General features: G+C 46.1%; 16 protein-coding genes. 3 read left to right on the forward strand and 13 right to left on the reverse strand.

What is annotated here, in order from left to right:
- Positions 1-16: 16 nt before the first annotated feature.
- The 6 genes from MWL85_RS08195 to MWL85_RS08220 all read right to left on the reverse strand — a co-directional run bounded on the left by MWL85_RS08195 (position 17) and on the right by MWL85_RS08220 (position 5289).
- Complete coding sequence (locus tag MWL85_RS08195; RefSeq protein ID WP_244401870.1) at positions 17-2533, reverse strand: TraG family conjugative transposon ATPase; 2517 nt, start codon at positions 2531-2533, stop codon at positions 17-19.
- On the reverse strand, positions 2533-2859 hold the full coding sequence (locus MWL85_RS08200; protein WP_244400344.1) for a DUF4133 domain-containing protein: 327 nt from the start codon (positions 2857-2859) through the stop codon (positions 2533-2535). The genes MWL85_RS08195 and MWL85_RS08200 overlap by 1 nt, the downstream gene beginning before the upstream one ends.
- Positions 2859-3164: a DUF4134 domain-containing protein gene (locus tag MWL85_RS08205; RefSeq protein ID WP_004330933.1), complete on the reverse strand. Its 306-nt coding sequence runs from the start codon at positions 3162-3164 to the stop codon at positions 2859-2861. Before MWL85_RS08205 ends, MWL85_RS08200 begins: the two co-directional genes overlap by 1 nt.
- A gap of 66 nt (positions 3165-3230) precedes the next feature.
- Entirely contained in the window at positions 3231-3986 is a 756-nt protein-coding gene (locus tag MWL85_RS08210) for a hypothetical protein (RefSeq protein ID WP_244400345.1), read from the reverse strand.
- The gene (locus tag MWL85_RS08215) at positions 3983-4504 is read right to left on the reverse strand and encodes a DUF3408 domain-containing protein (RefSeq protein ID WP_244400346.1); all 522 of its coding nucleotides are present in this window, start codon (positions 4502-4504) and stop codon (positions 3983-3985) included. The genes MWL85_RS08210 and MWL85_RS08215 overlap by 4 nt, the downstream gene beginning before the upstream one ends.
- A complete protein-coding gene (locus tag MWL85_RS08220) occupies positions 4501-5289 on the reverse strand; it encodes a ParA family protein (RefSeq protein WP_244400347.1) in 789 nt (262 codons plus the stop codon). The genes MWL85_RS08215 and MWL85_RS08220 overlap by 4 nt, the downstream gene beginning before the upstream one ends.
- Before the next feature lie 748 nt (positions 5290-6037).
- Between MWL85_RS08220 and MWL85_RS08225 the strand changes: the two genes are divergently transcribed.
- From MWL85_RS08225 to mobC, 3 genes are all read left to right on the forward strand, one after another.
- A complete protein-coding gene (locus tag MWL85_RS08225) occupies positions 6038-6415 on the forward strand; it encodes a plasmid mobilization protein (protein WP_244400348.1) in 378 nt (125 codons plus the stop codon).
- Entirely contained in the window at positions 6415-7698 is a 1284-nt protein-coding gene (gene mobB / locus MWL85_RS08230) for a conjugal transfer protein MobB (protein ID WP_244400349.1), read from the forward strand. Before MWL85_RS08225 ends, mobB begins: the two co-directional genes overlap by 1 nt.
- 313 nt (positions 7699-8011) lie before the next feature.
- A complete protein-coding gene (mobC, locus tag MWL85_RS08235; protein ID WP_244400350.1) occupies positions 8012-10015 on the forward strand; it encodes a conjugal transfer protein MobC in 2004 nt (667 codons plus the stop codon).
- A 15-nt stretch (positions 10016-10030) separates the two neighbouring features.
- Here mobC and MWL85_RS08240 read toward each other — a convergent pair whose 3' ends face one another.
- The 7 genes from MWL85_RS08240 to MWL85_RS08270 form a co-directional block, all read right to left on the reverse strand.
- Positions 10031-10573 (reverse strand): DUF4948 family protein, encoded by a 543-nt coding sequence (locus MWL85_RS08240; RefSeq protein WP_244400351.1) that lies wholly within the window; start codon positions 10571-10573, stop codon positions 10031-10033.
- An 86-nt stretch (positions 10574-10659) separates the two neighbouring features.
- Positions 10660-11154 carry a hypothetical protein gene (locus MWL85_RS08245; protein WP_244400352.1) on the reverse strand — a complete coding sequence of 165 codons (495 nt, stop codon included), beginning with the start codon at positions 11152-11154 and terminating at the stop codon, positions 10660-10662.
- 305 nt (positions 11155-11459) lie between these two features.
- Positions 11460-11939 (reverse strand): hypothetical protein, encoded by a 480-nt coding sequence (locus tag MWL85_RS08250; protein ID WP_244400353.1) that lies wholly within the window; start codon positions 11937-11939, stop codon positions 11460-11462.
- 12 nt (positions 11940-11951) lie between these two features.
- Positions 11952-14060: an RHS repeat domain-containing protein gene (locus MWL85_RS08255; RefSeq protein WP_244400354.1), complete on the reverse strand. Its 2109-nt coding sequence runs from the start codon at positions 14058-14060 to the stop codon at positions 11952-11954.
- Between the two features lie 28 nt (positions 14061-14088).
- A complete protein-coding gene (locus tag MWL85_RS08260) occupies positions 14089-14646 on the reverse strand; it encodes an SMI1/KNR4 family protein (RefSeq protein WP_244400355.1) in 558 nt (185 codons plus the stop codon).
- 114 nt (positions 14647-14760) lie between these two features.
- A complete protein-coding gene (locus tag MWL85_RS08265; protein ID WP_018029229.1) occupies positions 14761-15030 on the reverse strand; it encodes an immunity 17 family protein in 270 nt (89 codons plus the stop codon).
- Positions 15031-15411: 381 nt separating this feature from the next.
- The gene (locus tag MWL85_RS08270; RefSeq protein ID WP_244400356.1) at positions 15412-16062 is read right to left on the reverse strand and encodes an integrase core domain-containing protein; all 651 of its coding nucleotides are present in this window, start codon (positions 16060-16062) and stop codon (positions 15412-15414) included.
- Between the last annotated feature and the right edge of the window lie 246 nt (positions 16063-16308).

Raw genomic sequence — 16308 nt, forward strand, 5'->3', positions numbered from 1 at the left:
TATTTGATTGTTACTATTATTGCTTATCTCTTTTCTCTATGGCGAGTTGTCGGATGGCCGACTCAATGTCACCTCCCAGCTGCTCCGCACGTTGCATTACCTCCAGCTTTTCTCGCTCCTCTGTCGTATAGGTGAGATACTCCTCCATACTCACCTCTGTAGCATAGACGGCACTCTGCATACCTCCCAGCCCGACCCACACCTCTTTGTAGAGTCGGTGAGGATCGTTGTTCTGATTGATTGAGAGGATTTGGCTCTTCTCCTTTTCGGAGAGACCCAGCATCGACTGGATACCATCAAACTTGGTCATGTACTTACGCTGGTCTAGTAGGATCTTACAGTCAGAGTTGTTGATGATACTCTCCTTCACTACGGGTGAAGAGATGATGTCGTCTACCTCCTGCGTCACCACAATAGCCTCTCCGAAATACTTTCTGACCGTCTTGTAGAGATACTTAATGTAGTCCGCCATATTCTCCGAAGCAATCGCCTTCCAGGCCTCCTCGATGAGGATCATCTTGCGGATACCCTTCAGTCGGCGCATCTTATTGATAAAGGCTTCCATGATGATAATGGTCACCACGGGGAAGAGGTCTTTATTGTCCTTTACTTGGTCAATCTCGAAGACGATAAACCGTTTAGAGAGCAGGTCTATGTTCTTATCCGAGTTCAGTAGGAAGTCGTAACGACCACCTTTGTAATACTGCTTGAGCGTAGTCAGAAGATTATTGATATTGAAGTCAGAGAGCGTCACCTTGATATCTCGCTGCTCCATATCCTTACGATAGACATCTCTAAGGTATTCGTAGAAGCTGTTGAAGTTCGGGACGATACTAGCATCTGAGCAGATGAGCTCGATATAGGCATTGACAGCAGAGCCCAGCTCTCCAGCCTCAGTCTTGGTAACCCGCTCATCGGCACTCTTCCAGAGCGTCATCAGTAGGGTGCAGATACTCTCTCGCTTCTCTACATCAAAGAACCTGTCATCCGTATAAAAAGGATTGAAGGAGATAGGATGGTCATGGGTGTAGGTGAAGTAGACTCCATCCTCCCCCTTTGTCTTACGATGGATTAGTTCGCACAACCCTTGATACGAGTTACCCGTATCGACCAAGAGGACATGCGCCCCCTGCTCGTAATATTGTCGTACCATATGGTTCGTAAAGAAACTCTTACCACTGCCCGAGGGACCGAGGATGAACTTGTTGCGGTTGGTAATGATTCCTTGCTTCATCGGCAGATCAGATATGTCGAGATGTATCGGCTTACCAGATAATCTGTCTGCCATCTTAATCCCAAAGGGTGAGAGCGAGTCCTTGTAGTTGGTCTCTGCCGTGAAGAAACAGAGAGCCGGCTCAATGAAGGTGTAGAAAGACTCTTCTGCGGGAAAGTCACCAGCATTACCCGGGATAGCCGCCCAATAGAGGGTCGCTGTATCGATGGTGTTATGTCTAGGACGGCACTCCATCAAGGCCAGGGCAGAGCCCACATCATTCTTGACTTGTCGAAGTTCCTCTTCGTCGTCACTCCATGCCAAGACATTAAAGTGAGCTCTAATGGAGGTGAGTCCCTGAGAGTGTGCGGTGTTGAGATACTCCTGTATCCACTCTTCGTTGATTTGATTGCTACGGCTGTAGCGTGCTAGAGAGTGCATATTCCTTGCTTGCTTCTCAAAACGCTGCAAGTTAGCCTCGCTATCTTCAATGAAGAGGTATTGATTGTAGATATGGTTGCAGGGAAGCATCAGCCCCACTGGAGAGGCAAAGGAGAGTCGGCAGTCTGAGCGGTCTGTTGATAATCTCTCATAGCGACCATCGGTACTGACCGTAGTGGGTAGATCATCCGTATCCGAGAGCGTATGCAGGCAGAGCATATTGTCTCCCACACGTACAAGGTCTGCCCCTAAACGTATATCCTCCAATGTGCCGTGTCTGCTATCTGATAGAGAGAAGTAGCGATCTAATAGAGCAGCTTGCTCCCTAGAGCCAACCAGCTCAGCCTCGCTCATTCGAGCCAGCTTTATCAATTCGGATTCATTGATGATGCGTTCGAACTGATCCACCGACTCCATAAACTTCACCATCTCCTCTTCGTTGGTAATCTCTTTAGGGAGTAGATGACCTCTACAAAGCGTTGAGAAGCTACTCTGCTGTGCCATACGCTGTCGATTGCTCTTCGTGATAAAGAGGTAGACGGTATGGTTTAGATAGGGTCGCTCATTGAAATGTCTCTCAGAGGCACGAGCGAGAAAGCTCAAAGGCTTTTCTTGACCACGCTTGCAAGTCGTATGGTAGCACTCCTTGATGAACCAATCTTGCTTGTGAACGATCGTGAAGTTGGGTAGCACCTTGATGGCTTTATGCCAAGTAGAGTGCATCGTCTCATACTCTGCGGATGTGACTGTAAAAAGCTCGGGTAGTTCCACTCGAAAAGCAACCGTCACATCAGCATCCTTACTGACAATGCACCCATGCTCTACACTCAGCAAGGGGAACTTTGACTCTAAGGTGGTTATCTTGCTTCTGTTTCTCATCATCTAGAGCTATTGAGTTGGTGAAAAAGCTGATAGACCGAACGGCGGTTCAAGAGATACCTCGGATGTTTTCTTATAGCTCCTCGCTTCATCAATCCATATTGACCATACTTGCGATTCATAGCGAACGTTTGCCACACCACAACGGTGGCACCCACTACGCCTATGCCCAAGCAGATGATCTGACTGATGCCACAGAGATAGAGAATCACTACAAGGATGAAGATACCCAGTAACCCTCCTGCAAATAAGAAGAGGTAGTGAGCCTTCAATCCCTTGAACTCCACCGTCCGACCGACTCCTTTATTTACTTCCCAACTAGCCATTAGAGGAAGAAGCTACGCAGGATGGTAGCAGCTACGATGAGGAAAATACAAGCTCCGAACCAGCTTGCAGCGGTCTTGCTCGTATCGGGGTCTCCTGAGCTAAACTTATTGTACACCTTGACCCCGCCTATCAAGCCCACCACTGCCCCAATGGCATAGATGAGCTTGGTGGCTGGGTCAAAATAGGAAGTGACCATCTTGGTCGCTTCGTTGATGCCCGCCATACCATTGCCTTGGGCAAAGGCTGTCGCACCTGTCATCATCAGGGTCAGGGCAAGCATCGCTAGGCGTTCCTTGCTAATCATTCGTCTGTTCATTGTCTGTCGTTATATCAAGTTGTTAAAGAATAATCTTGCTGTTCTATTGTTGGGTTACAAGTAGTAAGAGAGCGGTTTGTCTTCTTCTCCCGCCTCTGTCTCTGCTTGGGAAGATGAGGGTTCCTCTTCTAGCTCTTCAGCTTTCCGCAGGGCTGCAAAGAGATTGCGGTGAGCTTCCTCCACTTCTAGCGTATACTCTTTGAGCCGATCCATAAGCTCCGTTCCTCGCAAGGTGCGGAGCGTCTGGCACACCTCCTCTTCATTTTCATTAGTCAGTGAATCCTCTTGCTTACTCCATTGGCTAATCCGAGATAAATCTCTTGCTAGGATGGCTGTCGGGGAGAGTTCGGGCATCGCCTCGCTGGCAATCTGTAACTCCTCCCGCAGGATACTCTCCTCATCTGGATCCTCCATCGTGTAGGCAACTTGTATCTCGTTTTCTGCCTCAGGAATAGTTTCGCTTTCCGCTTCTAAAGGATCTGTAGCGTCATCTCTTTGCGTTGACTTATCACGATCTAACTCTGCAAATGTAGCGGGATTATCGACCGCTTTTTCAGATGAGGAATTCTTAGGAACCATAGGGAAAGATGAGGAAATAAAAGGCTTGCTCTTGCCGACTAGTTCGTCTCTCACAAGCACCTTACGCTCTTGATTGGAGTCTGCCTTTTCCGTCTTCTCTTTCTTGGCTGTAGCCTTTCTTTTAGGGTTTTGCTTGGAGCTGTTCAAGAGTCTCCGCCAATATGTGATGCCAAAGATCACCCACACAATCCCTAATAAGAGCAGTAAGCTTCTCAATATCTCTTCAATCATAGGTCAATAGTCTTATCTCGTCTCCGCTGAGAGGCGATTTGGTTCAATAGCTCCTGGTGCGTTTTCAAGTGATCCAGTATGATGTTCTCAATATAGCTTGTGATGGAGGTCTCTACACGGAGGTCACTCACCACATTCCGAAGTAGCTGTAGCACTTCGGTATGAATGCTGAAGCCAGACTTGTTGCGTCCGTCTCGTACAGATGTCAGAAAACGTTCTTCGTACGCTGCAAACTCTAGTGTTGATGAGCTAGACTTCTTCTCATCCTTGTTCGAGAGCTTTCTTTTGGAGCTGTGACGTTGGGATGCTTGAGGAGAGGAGATCGGAGTAGAGGCTGTTGTCTCCTCGATCTCTGAGACGGCATTACACTCCGCTTCAAGCGTTGGCTCTTCATCCAAATCTATCGGCTCATCAAAGTCTGGGATATTCTCTGCGGTACGCTTGGTGACCCCTATATTTGCCATCTCTCTCATCTTAGCTTGGAGCAGTCGCTCTCGCTGTTCTTTAAGTGAGCTCATAAGCTTGTACCTTTTTGTAGACCTAGCTTCTGTATCACCTCTTCGACCCATTCATCCACACCTGTCTGAGGGCGTAGCGTGGTAGCTGGAGGTAGGTAAGAGCAACGAAAGACTCCCTTGACACCCCCTTGAGCTAGCTCACGACTGAAGCGAACAGAATGGTAGATACGAGTGTCTAGGATCTTCAAGCCCTGCTCTTGAGCGTGCTGACTGAACAGTTCGATGACCATAGTGCTGGCACTGCGATTTACCTTGTTCCAAAGCAAAAAGAGATCTTGGATTTGAGACTCTGCAAAGCCTACACCTAGCTCTTGGATCGTCTTGGCATAAGCAAAGCTTGATGCCAACGATTGCGGGTCTGCCTCTATGGGGGAGATGATATAGTCCATCATAATGGATAGCTCCATCATAGCACTGGTAGCTACATGACCAGGGAAGTCGAATATGACGAGCTGGGGAGCTATCGGTGCTTTACTCAAGTATTGCTCTGTATTGCTTATCGCCTGCTCTAGATTGCTTCGGATAATCTGGTAAGACTTCTTCCCATATTGGGCAAGTCGCTCGTGGAGTGCCTTTCCTATATCTGGAGAGGTTCCAATAAGATCTCTGTCACGCTCTCGGAGCTTGAAAAATGACTCCTGTGTGCCATCGCAGTCCACTACGACAAGAGGGATATCCTTCTCGTAGTATAAAATAGATGCTAGCACTTCGGCTAGCGTGCTCTTACCGACTCCTCCCTTTTGTGAAGCGAAGCCTAAGTAAAGCGGGCGGTTGTTTGTGTCCATATTGTTCTTTGGTTACTACTTGTGTTATAAGCCTATGGGGCGATTGTTTCACTCTAAATCTGACTCAAGAGTTAGGTCTTGACTCAACTCAAAATTGACTTAGCTCAAGAGTTAGTTCTTGACTCAACTCAGAATTGACTTAGCTCAAGAGTTAGTTCTTGACTCAGCTCAAAATTGACTTAGCTCAAGAGTTAGGTCTTGACTCAACTCAAAATTGACTTAGCTCAAGAGTTAGGTTTTGACTCAACTCAAAATTGACTGAACTCAAGAGTTAGGTTTTGACTTAACTCAAAATTGACTCAGCTCAAGAGTTAGGTTTTGACTTAACTCAAAATTGACTTAGCTCAAGAGTTAGTTCTTGACTCAGCTCAAAATTGACTTAGCTCAAGAGTTAGGTTTTGACTTAACTCAAAATTGACTTAGCTCATGACTGAGTTTGGTCGCAAAATAACTAGCTCTTAACCTAAGTCTCAACCTCTAGTGAAGTATGAGGAAAAGAAGTGAAATCACAGGAATGTCGTTTATAGTGAATTAGTTACAAGGTCGCTGTAACTTTGCAGGCAGATAGAAATCGTGGAGCTTTTCTCCCCGAAGTAGACACCCCCGAGGGGTGGATACTTCATCGTATCACTTCTTGATATTGGCAAGGTGTGTCTTTGTCCGACAAACTCCGTTTCTTCCGACAAAGACCCTTGCCCCGAAGGGGAGAGAATTACTCCAAAGTCGTAATTAGATAAGGATAAAAACAATGAATGGAAAGATAGAGCGATGGGACAGATGGGATACCCGTCTTCCCAACCCGAAAGACCAGCAACGAGCGATTGAGTTGTTCCATAAATCAGGGGCGGAAACGAAGTCCGACTTCGTGCGGGCAAGGATATTGGGAGAGCATTTCAAGGTGATAACGGTAGATAAGTCTGCCGTGGAGTACTATCGTAAGCTATCCGAATTGACTGCCCAGATACATAAGATAGGCGTGCTGTATAACCAAGCTGTACGAGTCATCAACAGCTATCATAGCGTGAAGACAGCTCAGATACTGCTTGAGAAACTGGAGCAACTATCAGCTCAGATTATTGCTTTGCAGGAGCAGGCGATCTCTCTGACCATTGATTACCGCAAGTAATGATTGCCAAGATTTCAGCAACGGAGAACCTCGGGGGTGCACTCGGCTACAACTTCAAGAAGGTGAATAAGAAGGAAGCAACACTTCTGCTGGCACATGGCTTGTACCAAAACAGAGCGGGCGAATATACCATGTCGGAGGTACTTGCAGATATGCAGGCATTGATACCCGAAAAGTGTAGAACAAAGAAAACTGTCTTCCATTGCTCGCTCAATCCCCATCCAGACGAGAAGCTGTCCGATGAAACGCTCTCGCAGATAGCTAAGGAGTATATGGAGGCTCTGGGCTATGGCAAGCAACCCTATATTGTGTTCAAGCACAATGATATCGCCCGTGAACATATACACATCGTATCGCTAAGGGTAGATGGTGATGGTCGAAAGATCAATGACAAGTTTGAAGGCAGAAGAAGCAAGAAAATTACGGATGCGCTGGAGAAGAAGTACCATCTAATTCCCAGCACAGAGATTACAGGTAAGCCACTACAAGAACTCTCAAAGGTGGATGTGGCAAAAGGAAATATCAAAGAGCAGGTAGCATCTATAGCTCGTTCTGTTCTGAAGCATTACCGCTTCTGTTCGTTGGGAGAACTCAATGCCATTCTTTCCCACTACAATCTTGCCGTGGAAGAAGTCAAGACAGAGTTTCGAGGGAAGAAGTACGATGGACTGGTCTATGTACCGACTGATGATAAAGGCGATAAGGTCAGTACACCCATCCATGCCTCGGAGATCGGTCGTGGTGTGGGCTATACAGCCGTGCAGAATAGGATGCAACAATCTAAGCAAGCTATCAAGCCCCTGATACCAGCCGTAAGGGAGAAAGTCTTACAAGTAATGCGTACTTCTCCCCAGACGGAGGAAGCACTGCGACATCGATTGGAGGAGCAAGGTTTGCGAATGGTTATCCGAAAGAATGAGAGCAGGCGTATCTATGGTATTACGTTCATAGACGATGCGGATGGCATTGCACTCAATGGCTCCCGACTAGGCAAGGGGTACTCGGCCAATACATTTAATGCCTACCTCTCCAACCCGACCTACAATCCATTTATGGATGAAATGCTGTATGGCACTTATTCCTCTCAATTGAAAGAAGAAGTTCCAACTGTTCAACCGTTACAGTCAGATGCGGACGAGGGAGACAACCTTGTCGATGAGCTGGTAGATGATATTGTCGGTGACCTTCCACTCGGTAGTAGCAATGATGATTGGAAAGAGGCGGCTTGGCAACGGAAACTTCGCAGGCAGAGCAAGGTTCATCTCAGACGAAGGAAGAGGTAAGTCAAGGCAGGGTATGATAAATAAGACGGCATCGCACTCTTCACGGAGGAAATCGAAAATAGAGACGGAGAAAAGAAGAAATCTCCACGGAAGGACAAAGTAATAGTTCGGAAGAATGAGATCAAACTTCGGAAGAATGAAATGAAACTTCCGAAGAAATAGATCGCCCCTCCGTGGCAAATAGAAAATGGTCACGTAGGTATCTAGCATTTTCTCCGTGACGATACAGTTCGGTGAAAAGGGGAAGCAGCGAAGCCTACGCATTTGACTTTGAATAAATAGTGATTAGACAACGATTAAACAACAGATAATTATGGCACAAGAAGATGATTTGAGAGCATTGGGCAAGATTATGGACTTTATGAGAGGGATCTCTGTACTAATCCTGCTCATCAACTGCTACTGGTTTTGCTATGAAGCATTCCACACTTGGGGCTTGACGCTCTCGGTACTAGATAAAATTCTGATGAACTTTCAACGTACAGCAGGGCTCTTCTCCTCGATTCTCTGGACGAAGCTCTTTTGTGTGCTGTTCCTTGCTCTTTCTTGCTTAGGAACTCGTGGGGTTAAGGAAGAGAAGATTACTTGGGCTAAGATTTGGACTGTTTTAGCCATTGGGTTTGTACTCTTCTTCCTCAATTGGTGGCTGCTGGCACTTCCGATTGGAGTCGTTGGTGCAGCTTCGCTCTACATCTTCACGCTCTCTATGGGCTATATCTGCCTGCTGATGGCTGGCGTATGGATGAGTCGCCTGCTGAAAAACAACCTTATGGACGATGTGTTCAATACGGAGAACGAGAGCTTCATGCAGGAGACAAGACTGATGGAGAACGAGTACTCGGTCAATCTGCCGACACGCTTTTACTACAAGAAGAAGTGGAATAACGGTTGGATTAACGTGGTCAATCCCTTCCGTGCCTCGATGGTGCTCGGTACACCGGGATCGGGTAAGTCCTACGCCATCGTGAACAATTACATCAAGCAGCAGATTGAGAAAGGCTTTGCAATGTACATCTATGACTACAAGTTCCCAGACCTATCGGAGATTGCCTATAACCATTTACGTACCCATTTGGATGCTTATAAAGTACAACCACAGTTCTTTGTGATTAACTTTGATGACCCTCGTAAGTCGCACCGCTGTAATCCCATCAATCCAGCTTTTATGACGGATATATCAGATGCTTACGAGAGTGCGTACACCATCATGCTCAATTTGAACCGCTCCTGGATTCAGAAGCAGGGTGATTTCTTTGTGGAGTCTCCAATTATCTTGCTTGCAGCTATCATTTGGTTTCTCAAAATCTATGAGGGTGGAAAATACTGCACCTTTCCACATGCCATAGAATTCTTGAATAGACCGTATGCCCAGATATTCCCGATACTCACCTCTTACGATGAACTCGCCAACTACCTTTCTCCCTTTCTGGATGCGTGGGAGGGTGGGGCTCAAGATCAGCTTCAAGGACAGATTGCTAGTGCTAAGATACCACTTTCACGAATGATTTCTCCTGCCTTATACTGGGTGATGACGGGCGATGACTTCTCTCTAGACATTAACAATCCTAATGAGCCGAAAGTGCTTGTGGTAGGAAACAACCCCGACCGACAGAACATCTATTCGGCTGCGCTCGGACTCTACAATAGCCGCATTGTGAAGCTTATCAATAAGAAGCATCAACTTAAAAGCTCGGTGATTATAGATGAGCTACCAACCATCTACTTTCGTGGTCTTGATAACTTAATAGCCACAGCCCGAAGTAACAAGGTCGCTGTGTGTCTAGGCTTTCAGGACTTCTCTCAGCTGACCCGTGATTATGGGGATAAGGAGAGTAAAGTGATACAGAACACCGTGGGTAATGTTTTTAGCGGGCAAGTTGTAGGTGAAACGGCTAAGACGCTTTCCGAGCGTTTCGGTAAGGTTCTACAACAACGGCAGTCTATGACCATCAACCGTAATGACAAGTCCACATCTATATCTACGCAGATGGATAGTCTGATTCCTGCAAGTAAAATTTCAAACCTCACGCAAGGAATGTTTGTAGGAGCAGTGTCCGATAACTTCGATGAACGCATCGATCAGAAAATATTCCACGCAGAAATCGTTGTGGATGTTGCCAAGGTCTCTGCTGAAACGAAAGCTTACCAGCCTATTCCTATGATAGCGGACTTCACAAACGAAAATGGCTCCGATAATCTCAAAGAGACTATTGAAGCCAACTACAAGCGTGTAAAACGGGAGGTTATGTCATTGATAGAATTAGAAATAGAGCGCATCAAAACAAATCCATCTTTACGTTACCTCATAAAAGAATAGCATACATCTCAAGAATCAATTCTCTCGACTGAGATGTATATACCAACCATTTTTTATAGGACGATATAACTCTATATTTGCAGAATATCTTTGGGCAACTTGATCCAAATCTTCTTCCGTAATTCTTTCTACGATATACATTTCAGTGCTGGGATCTAAGGCAACCTCTTTATCGTAGTTCTTTATATTATCCTCAAGATTTGGAGTATAGACATACTCCTTGTACCCTCCGCTGATAGAAATACCCCATGTATGAAAGAGCAAGCATACTTCTGATATCCCATCATACTGTATACTAATAATATCCAGTCTCTTGATTAAAGAGTCCAATTCCTTTTTATCTTTAGATGAAATAACATAGGCTGTACTATCTGTTTCGTCATAAGGGGGATAATGAAATCCATCGTACTTAACAGAAATTTTTCTCAATCTCTCAAATTCAGACTCGTAGAGATTGAAATGCTCTAACATTTGATGATCTGACGGCATATTATTTCTTGTACATCCAAAAAGCAAAAAAATGAATGCGATTAAAAAGAATATTGATGATTTAGGCATTTCTTAATATTTACAGGCTTGTTATCTTGATAAGATTTATAGATTTCTTCTATCTCTCCCTGCTCATTGCGCCTCTGACTTGGTGTTCACTCGTGCAGGGGCACGTTGCCGTTCCACAGCCAGCAGGTGACGCCAATGGCATCCTTGCTCAGTCTTCTTCCGAGTGCGTCATAGGCGAACAGGGCATCAAAGGCAAAATCTCCCCCTCCGGGAGGTCTGACCTCCTTCAGCGTTCCGTTCTGGTTCCAGATGTATTTCCATCGTTTTTGCTCGCTGTCCCACCACTTGCCTGTGCCCTTGTACCTTTCCACGAGCTGTCCGTCCCTGTCATAGACAAAGCGCCATTCCCCCGACTGCTCCAGCTTTCCTCCTCGGAGGTACTTGCGCAGCTTTCTGTCAGGGTCGTCAAAGAGGTTGCCCGCCTTGTCCGAGATACGGTACTCCTCCCTGCCATCGGCATAGACCGCCTTTTGCAGATGCCCGGTGGGGCTGTACTCATAGGTGGTGGTGCCAAAGCGGTTGTCCTCCGTCTTGAGTAGTCGATCGGCTTTACCCCAATGGTATTTGCGTTCTCTGCGCACCTTGGATGACTGGCGGATCTTGCTGTCGATGAGCCTGCCAATGTCGTCATAGGCAAAGCTCTGCGTTACGCCACCGGGGAGTATGCGCTCCAGCTCAAAGCCAAGGCTGTCATACTCGTGCCTGCTCTCAAAGCGACCACGGGCTTCCGCCTGTCCTGCCGAGAAGCAGGTCAGTTCCCCGAACTCATTGCGTTCGTAGGCAGGGTCGGCGTACTTCCTTATAGGAGGTGTCGGTAAAATAGTAGAACAGGTTCTCGCCGATGTCCCAGATATAATACCTTCCATCCTCACCAAAGCGGGATACATCACTCTCTATTTAGATGAACAACCCTATTGGGTATAAAGACCATTGCTTCATCTCCGATGGTTTCAAATACCCACTCATTCCATTGTTTATCTTTCCAACACTGTTTTTTGAGTTTTCTGAATAGGGATTGCACTTCTTTTTTTAACTCTGGGAACTCATTACCAGCAAAATAAGCTAAACGACCTTGAACGTATACATTTTCGTCTCTGATTTTTGAAGGTGTGTATTCAACAACAGGGCTATCATAAACAGAAATGGACAATTTACCTGACAAAGTATTTATTTGAGTAGCCAATTTTTCACGAGTTAAATAAATTTCAAAAGGCGTTTTAGGAAAGTCTTCTGTTTCTTTTATTATACTTTTATTCTCTCCGAAATAATCCCTTGCATAAAGAGAGCCAAACCTATCTAAAAGCTCTTGCCTTATAATTTGCTCCCCTTTTTCATCTGCAAAATAATTAAATTGTATTGAACTCATAATTAACCATAACTATTTTTTTCTATGTTTTTTACTTGGCACTTTCCAGTCATCGGCTTTATCGGGGTCTATAAGTGTTACCCGTCCCTTTTTATCGTGGAAAACTATCCTTACATCATCGCCCAAAGCCTCCCTAATATTCATAATCGCTCCTCGCTCTCTTGAAGACGGTCTAAATCCTCCACGAGTACGCATATCTCCGATTTGATGTACTTCAATTATATCTCCTACATCATTCCTTACTACTAAATCACCAAATCTTGATTGTCCATTTTTTAATTTTATCTGCCCTTCTGCTTCTACACTTTTGCCTAAACCTTTTAAATCATCTCGTAATTGGTCTTGAATACTCCTGTGTAGAGTACCACCACGACCGCTTAACCCAAACGGGTCTATCCAACTATTGGAATCGTGAATGTATGCGTAAAGTTGCATACCTCCTTGTAAATCTATGGGGTCTTGGCATATGTAATTTCCTGTATTCGGGTCATAGTATCTGAACCTGTTGTACGCCAGTTTGACTTCCTCGTCATAGTACTGTCCTTGGAAAAGGAATGGTATCCTGACGTAATCCTTGTAGGAAGTATAGAGCATGGACCGCTCCTCGATGACCTTCCCGTTCATGTCAAGCCTGCGGTACCACACTTCCTCGCCCTGCTCGTTGTACGCCTCCACGGGCGTGCCCAGATGGTCGGTCACGATGGAGTATGCCTTGTCGTCCTGGAACAGAGCCAAGGGCACGAAACTCTCCTCCTCAAAGAGCCATATCCTGAGGTCTTTTTGGTTTTCTTCTATCTCCCCATTCTCATTGCGACTCTGACTTGGTGTCCACTCGTGCAGGGGCACGTTGCCGTTCCACAGCCAGCAGGTGATGCCAATGGCATCCTTGCTCAGGCGTCTTCCGAGTGCGTCATAGGTGAACAGGGCATCAAAGGCAAAATCTCCCCCTCCGGGAGGTCTGACCTCCTTCAGCGTTCCGTTCTGATTCCAGATATATCGCCAGCGTTCGGACTTGCTGTCCCACCATTTGCCGGAACCCTTGTATTTCTCTACGAGCTGTCCGTCCCTGTCATAGACAAAGCGCCATTCCCCCGACTGCTCCAGCTTTCCTCCTCGGAGGTACTTGCGCAGCTTTCTGTTAGGGTCGTCAAAGAGGTTGCCCGCCTTGTCCGAAAGACGGTACTCCTCCCTGCCATCGGCATAGACCGCCTTTTGCAGATGCCCGGAGGGGCTGTACTCATAGGTGGTGCCAAAGCGGTTGTCCTCCGTCTTGAGCAGCCTGTCGGCTTTACCCCAACGGTATTTGCGTTCTCTGCACACCTTGGATGACTGGCGGGTCTTACTGTCGATGAGCCTGCCGATGTCGTCATAGGCAAAGCTCTGCGTTACGCCACCGGGGAGTATGCGCTCCAGCTCAAAGCCAAGGCTGTCATACTCGTGCCTGCTCTCAAAGCGACTAGGGGCTTCCGCCTGTCCTGCAGAAAAGCAGGTCAGTTCCCCGAACTCATTGCGTTCGTAGGCAAGGTCGGCGCCAAGAGAGCTCGTAAGCGTGGCTATCTGTCCAGACTTGTCATAGGTACGTTTGATAACGTGTTCATTGCTCCGCTCCTCCACGGGCAACCCCATGTTGTCGTAGCGGAAACTGACTATAGCGTGTTCATTCCTGGCTTCCGCCAGCCGTCCGGAGGCATAGTAGTCGTAAGTCTGCTCTTCCGCCTTGTCGTAATCGTGGGTAACGCGCGTAACCCGTCCGCACCTGTCGTACTCGTACTCCTTGAACTTGCCGCTGGGAAGCGTTTCCTTGATGACACGACCCGCACGGTCACGGACATATTTCCTCACGCCACCGTCGAACCCCTCCTCCTGCAGTACGTTTCCCGCGGCGTCCATGGCAAAGGCATAGTGCTCGCCCTTCTCGTTGATAATTTCGAGCAGCCTCTCCTCACGGTCATGCAGGAAACAGATGACGCCACGGGCATCCTTCCGGCGCGTGAGCTTCCACATCCCCTCATAGCCGTATTCCACCTCCTGATGGTCGTCCTTGTAGGTGAGGAGATTGTCGATGCCGTCGTAGGTCAGTACCATCCTTACATAGTAGGAATCAATGGCCTCTTTGATCAAAACGATTCCCCCAAAAACACAACCTTCATTACATAGGGCGTAAATTCGAGTAAAATGTGCAAAAGCAGTCAGAGACAACATGTAAACCTTCTGAGAAATCATACTCTGTTTCAAAGAATAAAATTTTGCCCGAAAATAAATCAACCCAATATTGATTTCCTGCTGCATCATTTCCTATCGGTATATGTCTTGTTGTAAAGTCATCTGGTAGGTCAGGGTTTTTCTTTGCAATATCCCAATAACGTTCAAGCCTACCATTGACGTCGTATAAGGTTTCAACTTCCAACTCGACATCTAAATCACTTTTAAGGATTAACCCATCTGGGAAAAATAATCCATTAAATTGTAATAAAAACTCCATGTATTCATCTTTTCCCGGGAATTCCCATTCGCAAAAAAACAGAACAATGTTCTCATACGATATCTTTCTCCCGATTACCTTCTTATTGGTAGTTTTATCTATAAATGAATTATTTAGCATAACTATTTCGTTTGTATTTTTTCCAGTTTGCTCTTCACGATCTTTAACACCCCCTCTATGTGATAATTTCTGATGGCTTTCGCTTCGAACAAGTTGCATTTCCATTGAATTTGTGTCAGGATCGTAACACCCTCAAACGAGGAGCCCACACTCAGGGACAACTGGGTGCTGACGCTTTCAAAGTAACCGTGGGAGGTGGAAGGCGAAGACATAGGCGGATTATTTATAATGGTAGTACAGGTAAACTAAGGTAAGAAGCAGGAGGACGGCGAGGACACCCTTCACGAACCGGACGGCATTCCTGCCAAACAGGTCAATCCACATTTGCGTAAAGTCGCTGTTCCCGCTGGGCAGCAGCGTCCATTTCCAGTCAAAAATCAACCCTATGAGATACAGGATTACAAGGAGGATTGCCACGAGAAGCCCATATTGCGGATGTTCCCGGAGGTAGGCAAACAACTTGCCGAAAAAATCATTCAATTGTTCCATAATCTGACGGGATTTGTGGAGGGGTTTTCATTTGTTGCTGGTACATTGACGTTCCCTGAAAATGGTTGACTTATTTTTTGCTGAAACTGATTTCGGTTGACATCGTTTTCGTCGTCATACTAGAATGAGCTGTCTTGACTTTTCAAAGATACTGATTTTAGTTGACTCTGGTAGTTTGAGGTAGTTTGTCGTGGTATACCCCGGGCTTGTTTTTTTTCTTTTTCAAATCGGATAAACTCCCCGTCGGCAATGTAACAGACTAAGCCAAACGCCTGTAGCGGAGCGGAGGGCGTTTGGTGTGTCAGGGGTATTGCCGCTCTTTGTGTTCCGATTGAAAATGAAAAATCCAGTCTCTTCTCTCTTTGCTGAAATAAGTTCTATTTAGCTGGTTACTAGCTCCTTTGACTCTTTGTCTTTTCGAGCTTTCTGAATTGTGTCTTCACGATAGCTGCGCCATCGCTTCTTCAGGGGACCCGTGCATTCCCTAGCTTCTTGTGGGGTCATATAGTCGATGCTCATATGAGGTCGAATGGTGTTATAAGTCTCTATAGCTTTGCTGATTGCGCGATTTGCCTCATCAATGCTACGGAACACTTTGCCCTTTAAGAATTCGTTCTTAGTGGTACTGTTGATCCGCTCTGACTGGGATTTCTCTTTGGGGTCTCCTGACTCTATCATGCTGATTTGTATTCCTCTTTTATTGAGCATGTTAGTGTACTGCCGACTCGTATATTGGGTGCCTCTGTCGGAGTAGTGAATGAGATCGGAAGCGTCCTTTTTGGGGAGCCGCTTGAGGGCTTGCTTTAGTGCCTTACAGGGGTATTCTGAGATCAGACTGCCCCCTAGACTATAGCCCACGATCTCCTTCGTATAGTTATCCAAAATCAGGGATAAGAAGCAGAACTCAACGCTGTTGTCCCCTCGCTCCAAGGGGATGTAGGTGATGTCACTGCTCCAAACCTGATTACCTTTAAAATTAGATCTCCCTCTTGAAGTCTTATACGGCCCCCTTCCACTGTAGTTTCTATCCAAAGTGACATATCTTCGGTATCGCAAACATCCATAAGCCTGATTTCAGAACTACTAGTAATTGTTTCATCAATATGATAAAACTTGGCAGTTAGTATTTCTGAATGCCTACTCATAAATAGAATTTCTTGCTTAATTCTTTCCAATTCTCGTCGTTTTGCAACCAACTCCTGATTATTTGGAGAGTTTCTTAACCCTAACCTTAGGTCGAGTATGAGTTTTTCGATATATGATAATATAATATCTCTC

The organism is Porphyromonas somerae (assembly GCF_022845615.1).
Taxonomy (GTDB): Bacteria; Bacteroidota; Bacteroidia; order Bacteroidales; family Porphyromonadaceae; genus Porphyromonas_A; species Porphyromonas_A somerae.

Excerpts from the sequence above, each read along its gene's own strand:
- MWL85_RS08225 (WP_244400348.1), top strand. The coding sequence starts at position 6,038 with ATGAATGGAAAGATAGAGCGATGGGACAGATGGGATACCCGTCTTCCC.
- MWL85_RS08220 (WP_244400347.1), bottom strand. The coding sequence starts at position 5,289 with ATGGACACAAACAACCGCCCGCTTTACTTAGGCTTCGCTTCACAAAAG.
- MWL85_RS08240 (WP_244400351.1), bottom strand. The coding sequence starts at position 10,573 with ATGCCTAAATCATCAATATTCTTTTTAATCGCATTCATTTTTTTGCTT.
- MWL85_RS08200 (WP_244400344.1), bottom strand. The coding sequence starts at position 2,859 with ATGGCTAGTTGGGAAGTAAATAAAGGAGTCGGTCGGACGGTGGAGTTC.
- MWL85_RS08250 (WP_244400353.1), bottom strand. The coding sequence starts at position 11,939 with ATGAGTTCAATACAATTTAATTATTTTGCAGATGAAAAAGGGGAGCAA.
- MWL85_RS08260 (WP_244400355.1), bottom strand. The coding sequence starts at position 14,646 with ATGGAAATGCAACTTGTTCGAAGCGAAAGCCATCAGAAATTATCACAT.
- MWL85_RS08205 (WP_004330933.1), bottom strand. The coding sequence starts at position 3,164 with ATGATTAGCAAGGAACGCCTAGCGATGCTTGCCCTGACCCTGATGATG.
- MWL85_RS08215 (WP_244400346.1), bottom strand. The coding sequence starts at position 4,504 with ATGAGCTCACTTAAAGAACAGCGAGAGCGACTGCTCCAAGCTAAGATG.
- mobC (WP_244400350.1), top strand. The coding sequence starts at position 8,012 with ATGGCACAAGAAGATGATTTGAGAGCATTGGGCAAGATTATGGACTTT.
- mobB (WP_244400349.1), top strand. The coding sequence starts at position 6,415 with ATGATTGCCAAGATTTCAGCAACGGAGAACCTCGGGGGTGCACTCGGC.
- MWL85_RS08210 (WP_244400345.1), bottom strand. The coding sequence starts at position 3,986 with ATGATTGAAGAGATATTGAGAAGCTTACTGCTCTTATTAGGGATTGTG.
- MWL85_RS08195 (WP_244401870.1), bottom strand. The coding sequence starts at position 2,533 with ATGAGAAACAGAAGCAAGATAACCACCTTAGAGTCAAAGTTCCCCTTG.
- MWL85_RS08265 (WP_018029229.1), bottom strand. The coding sequence starts at position 15,030 with ATGGAACAATTGAATGATTTTTTCGGCAAGTTGTTTGCCTACCTCCGG.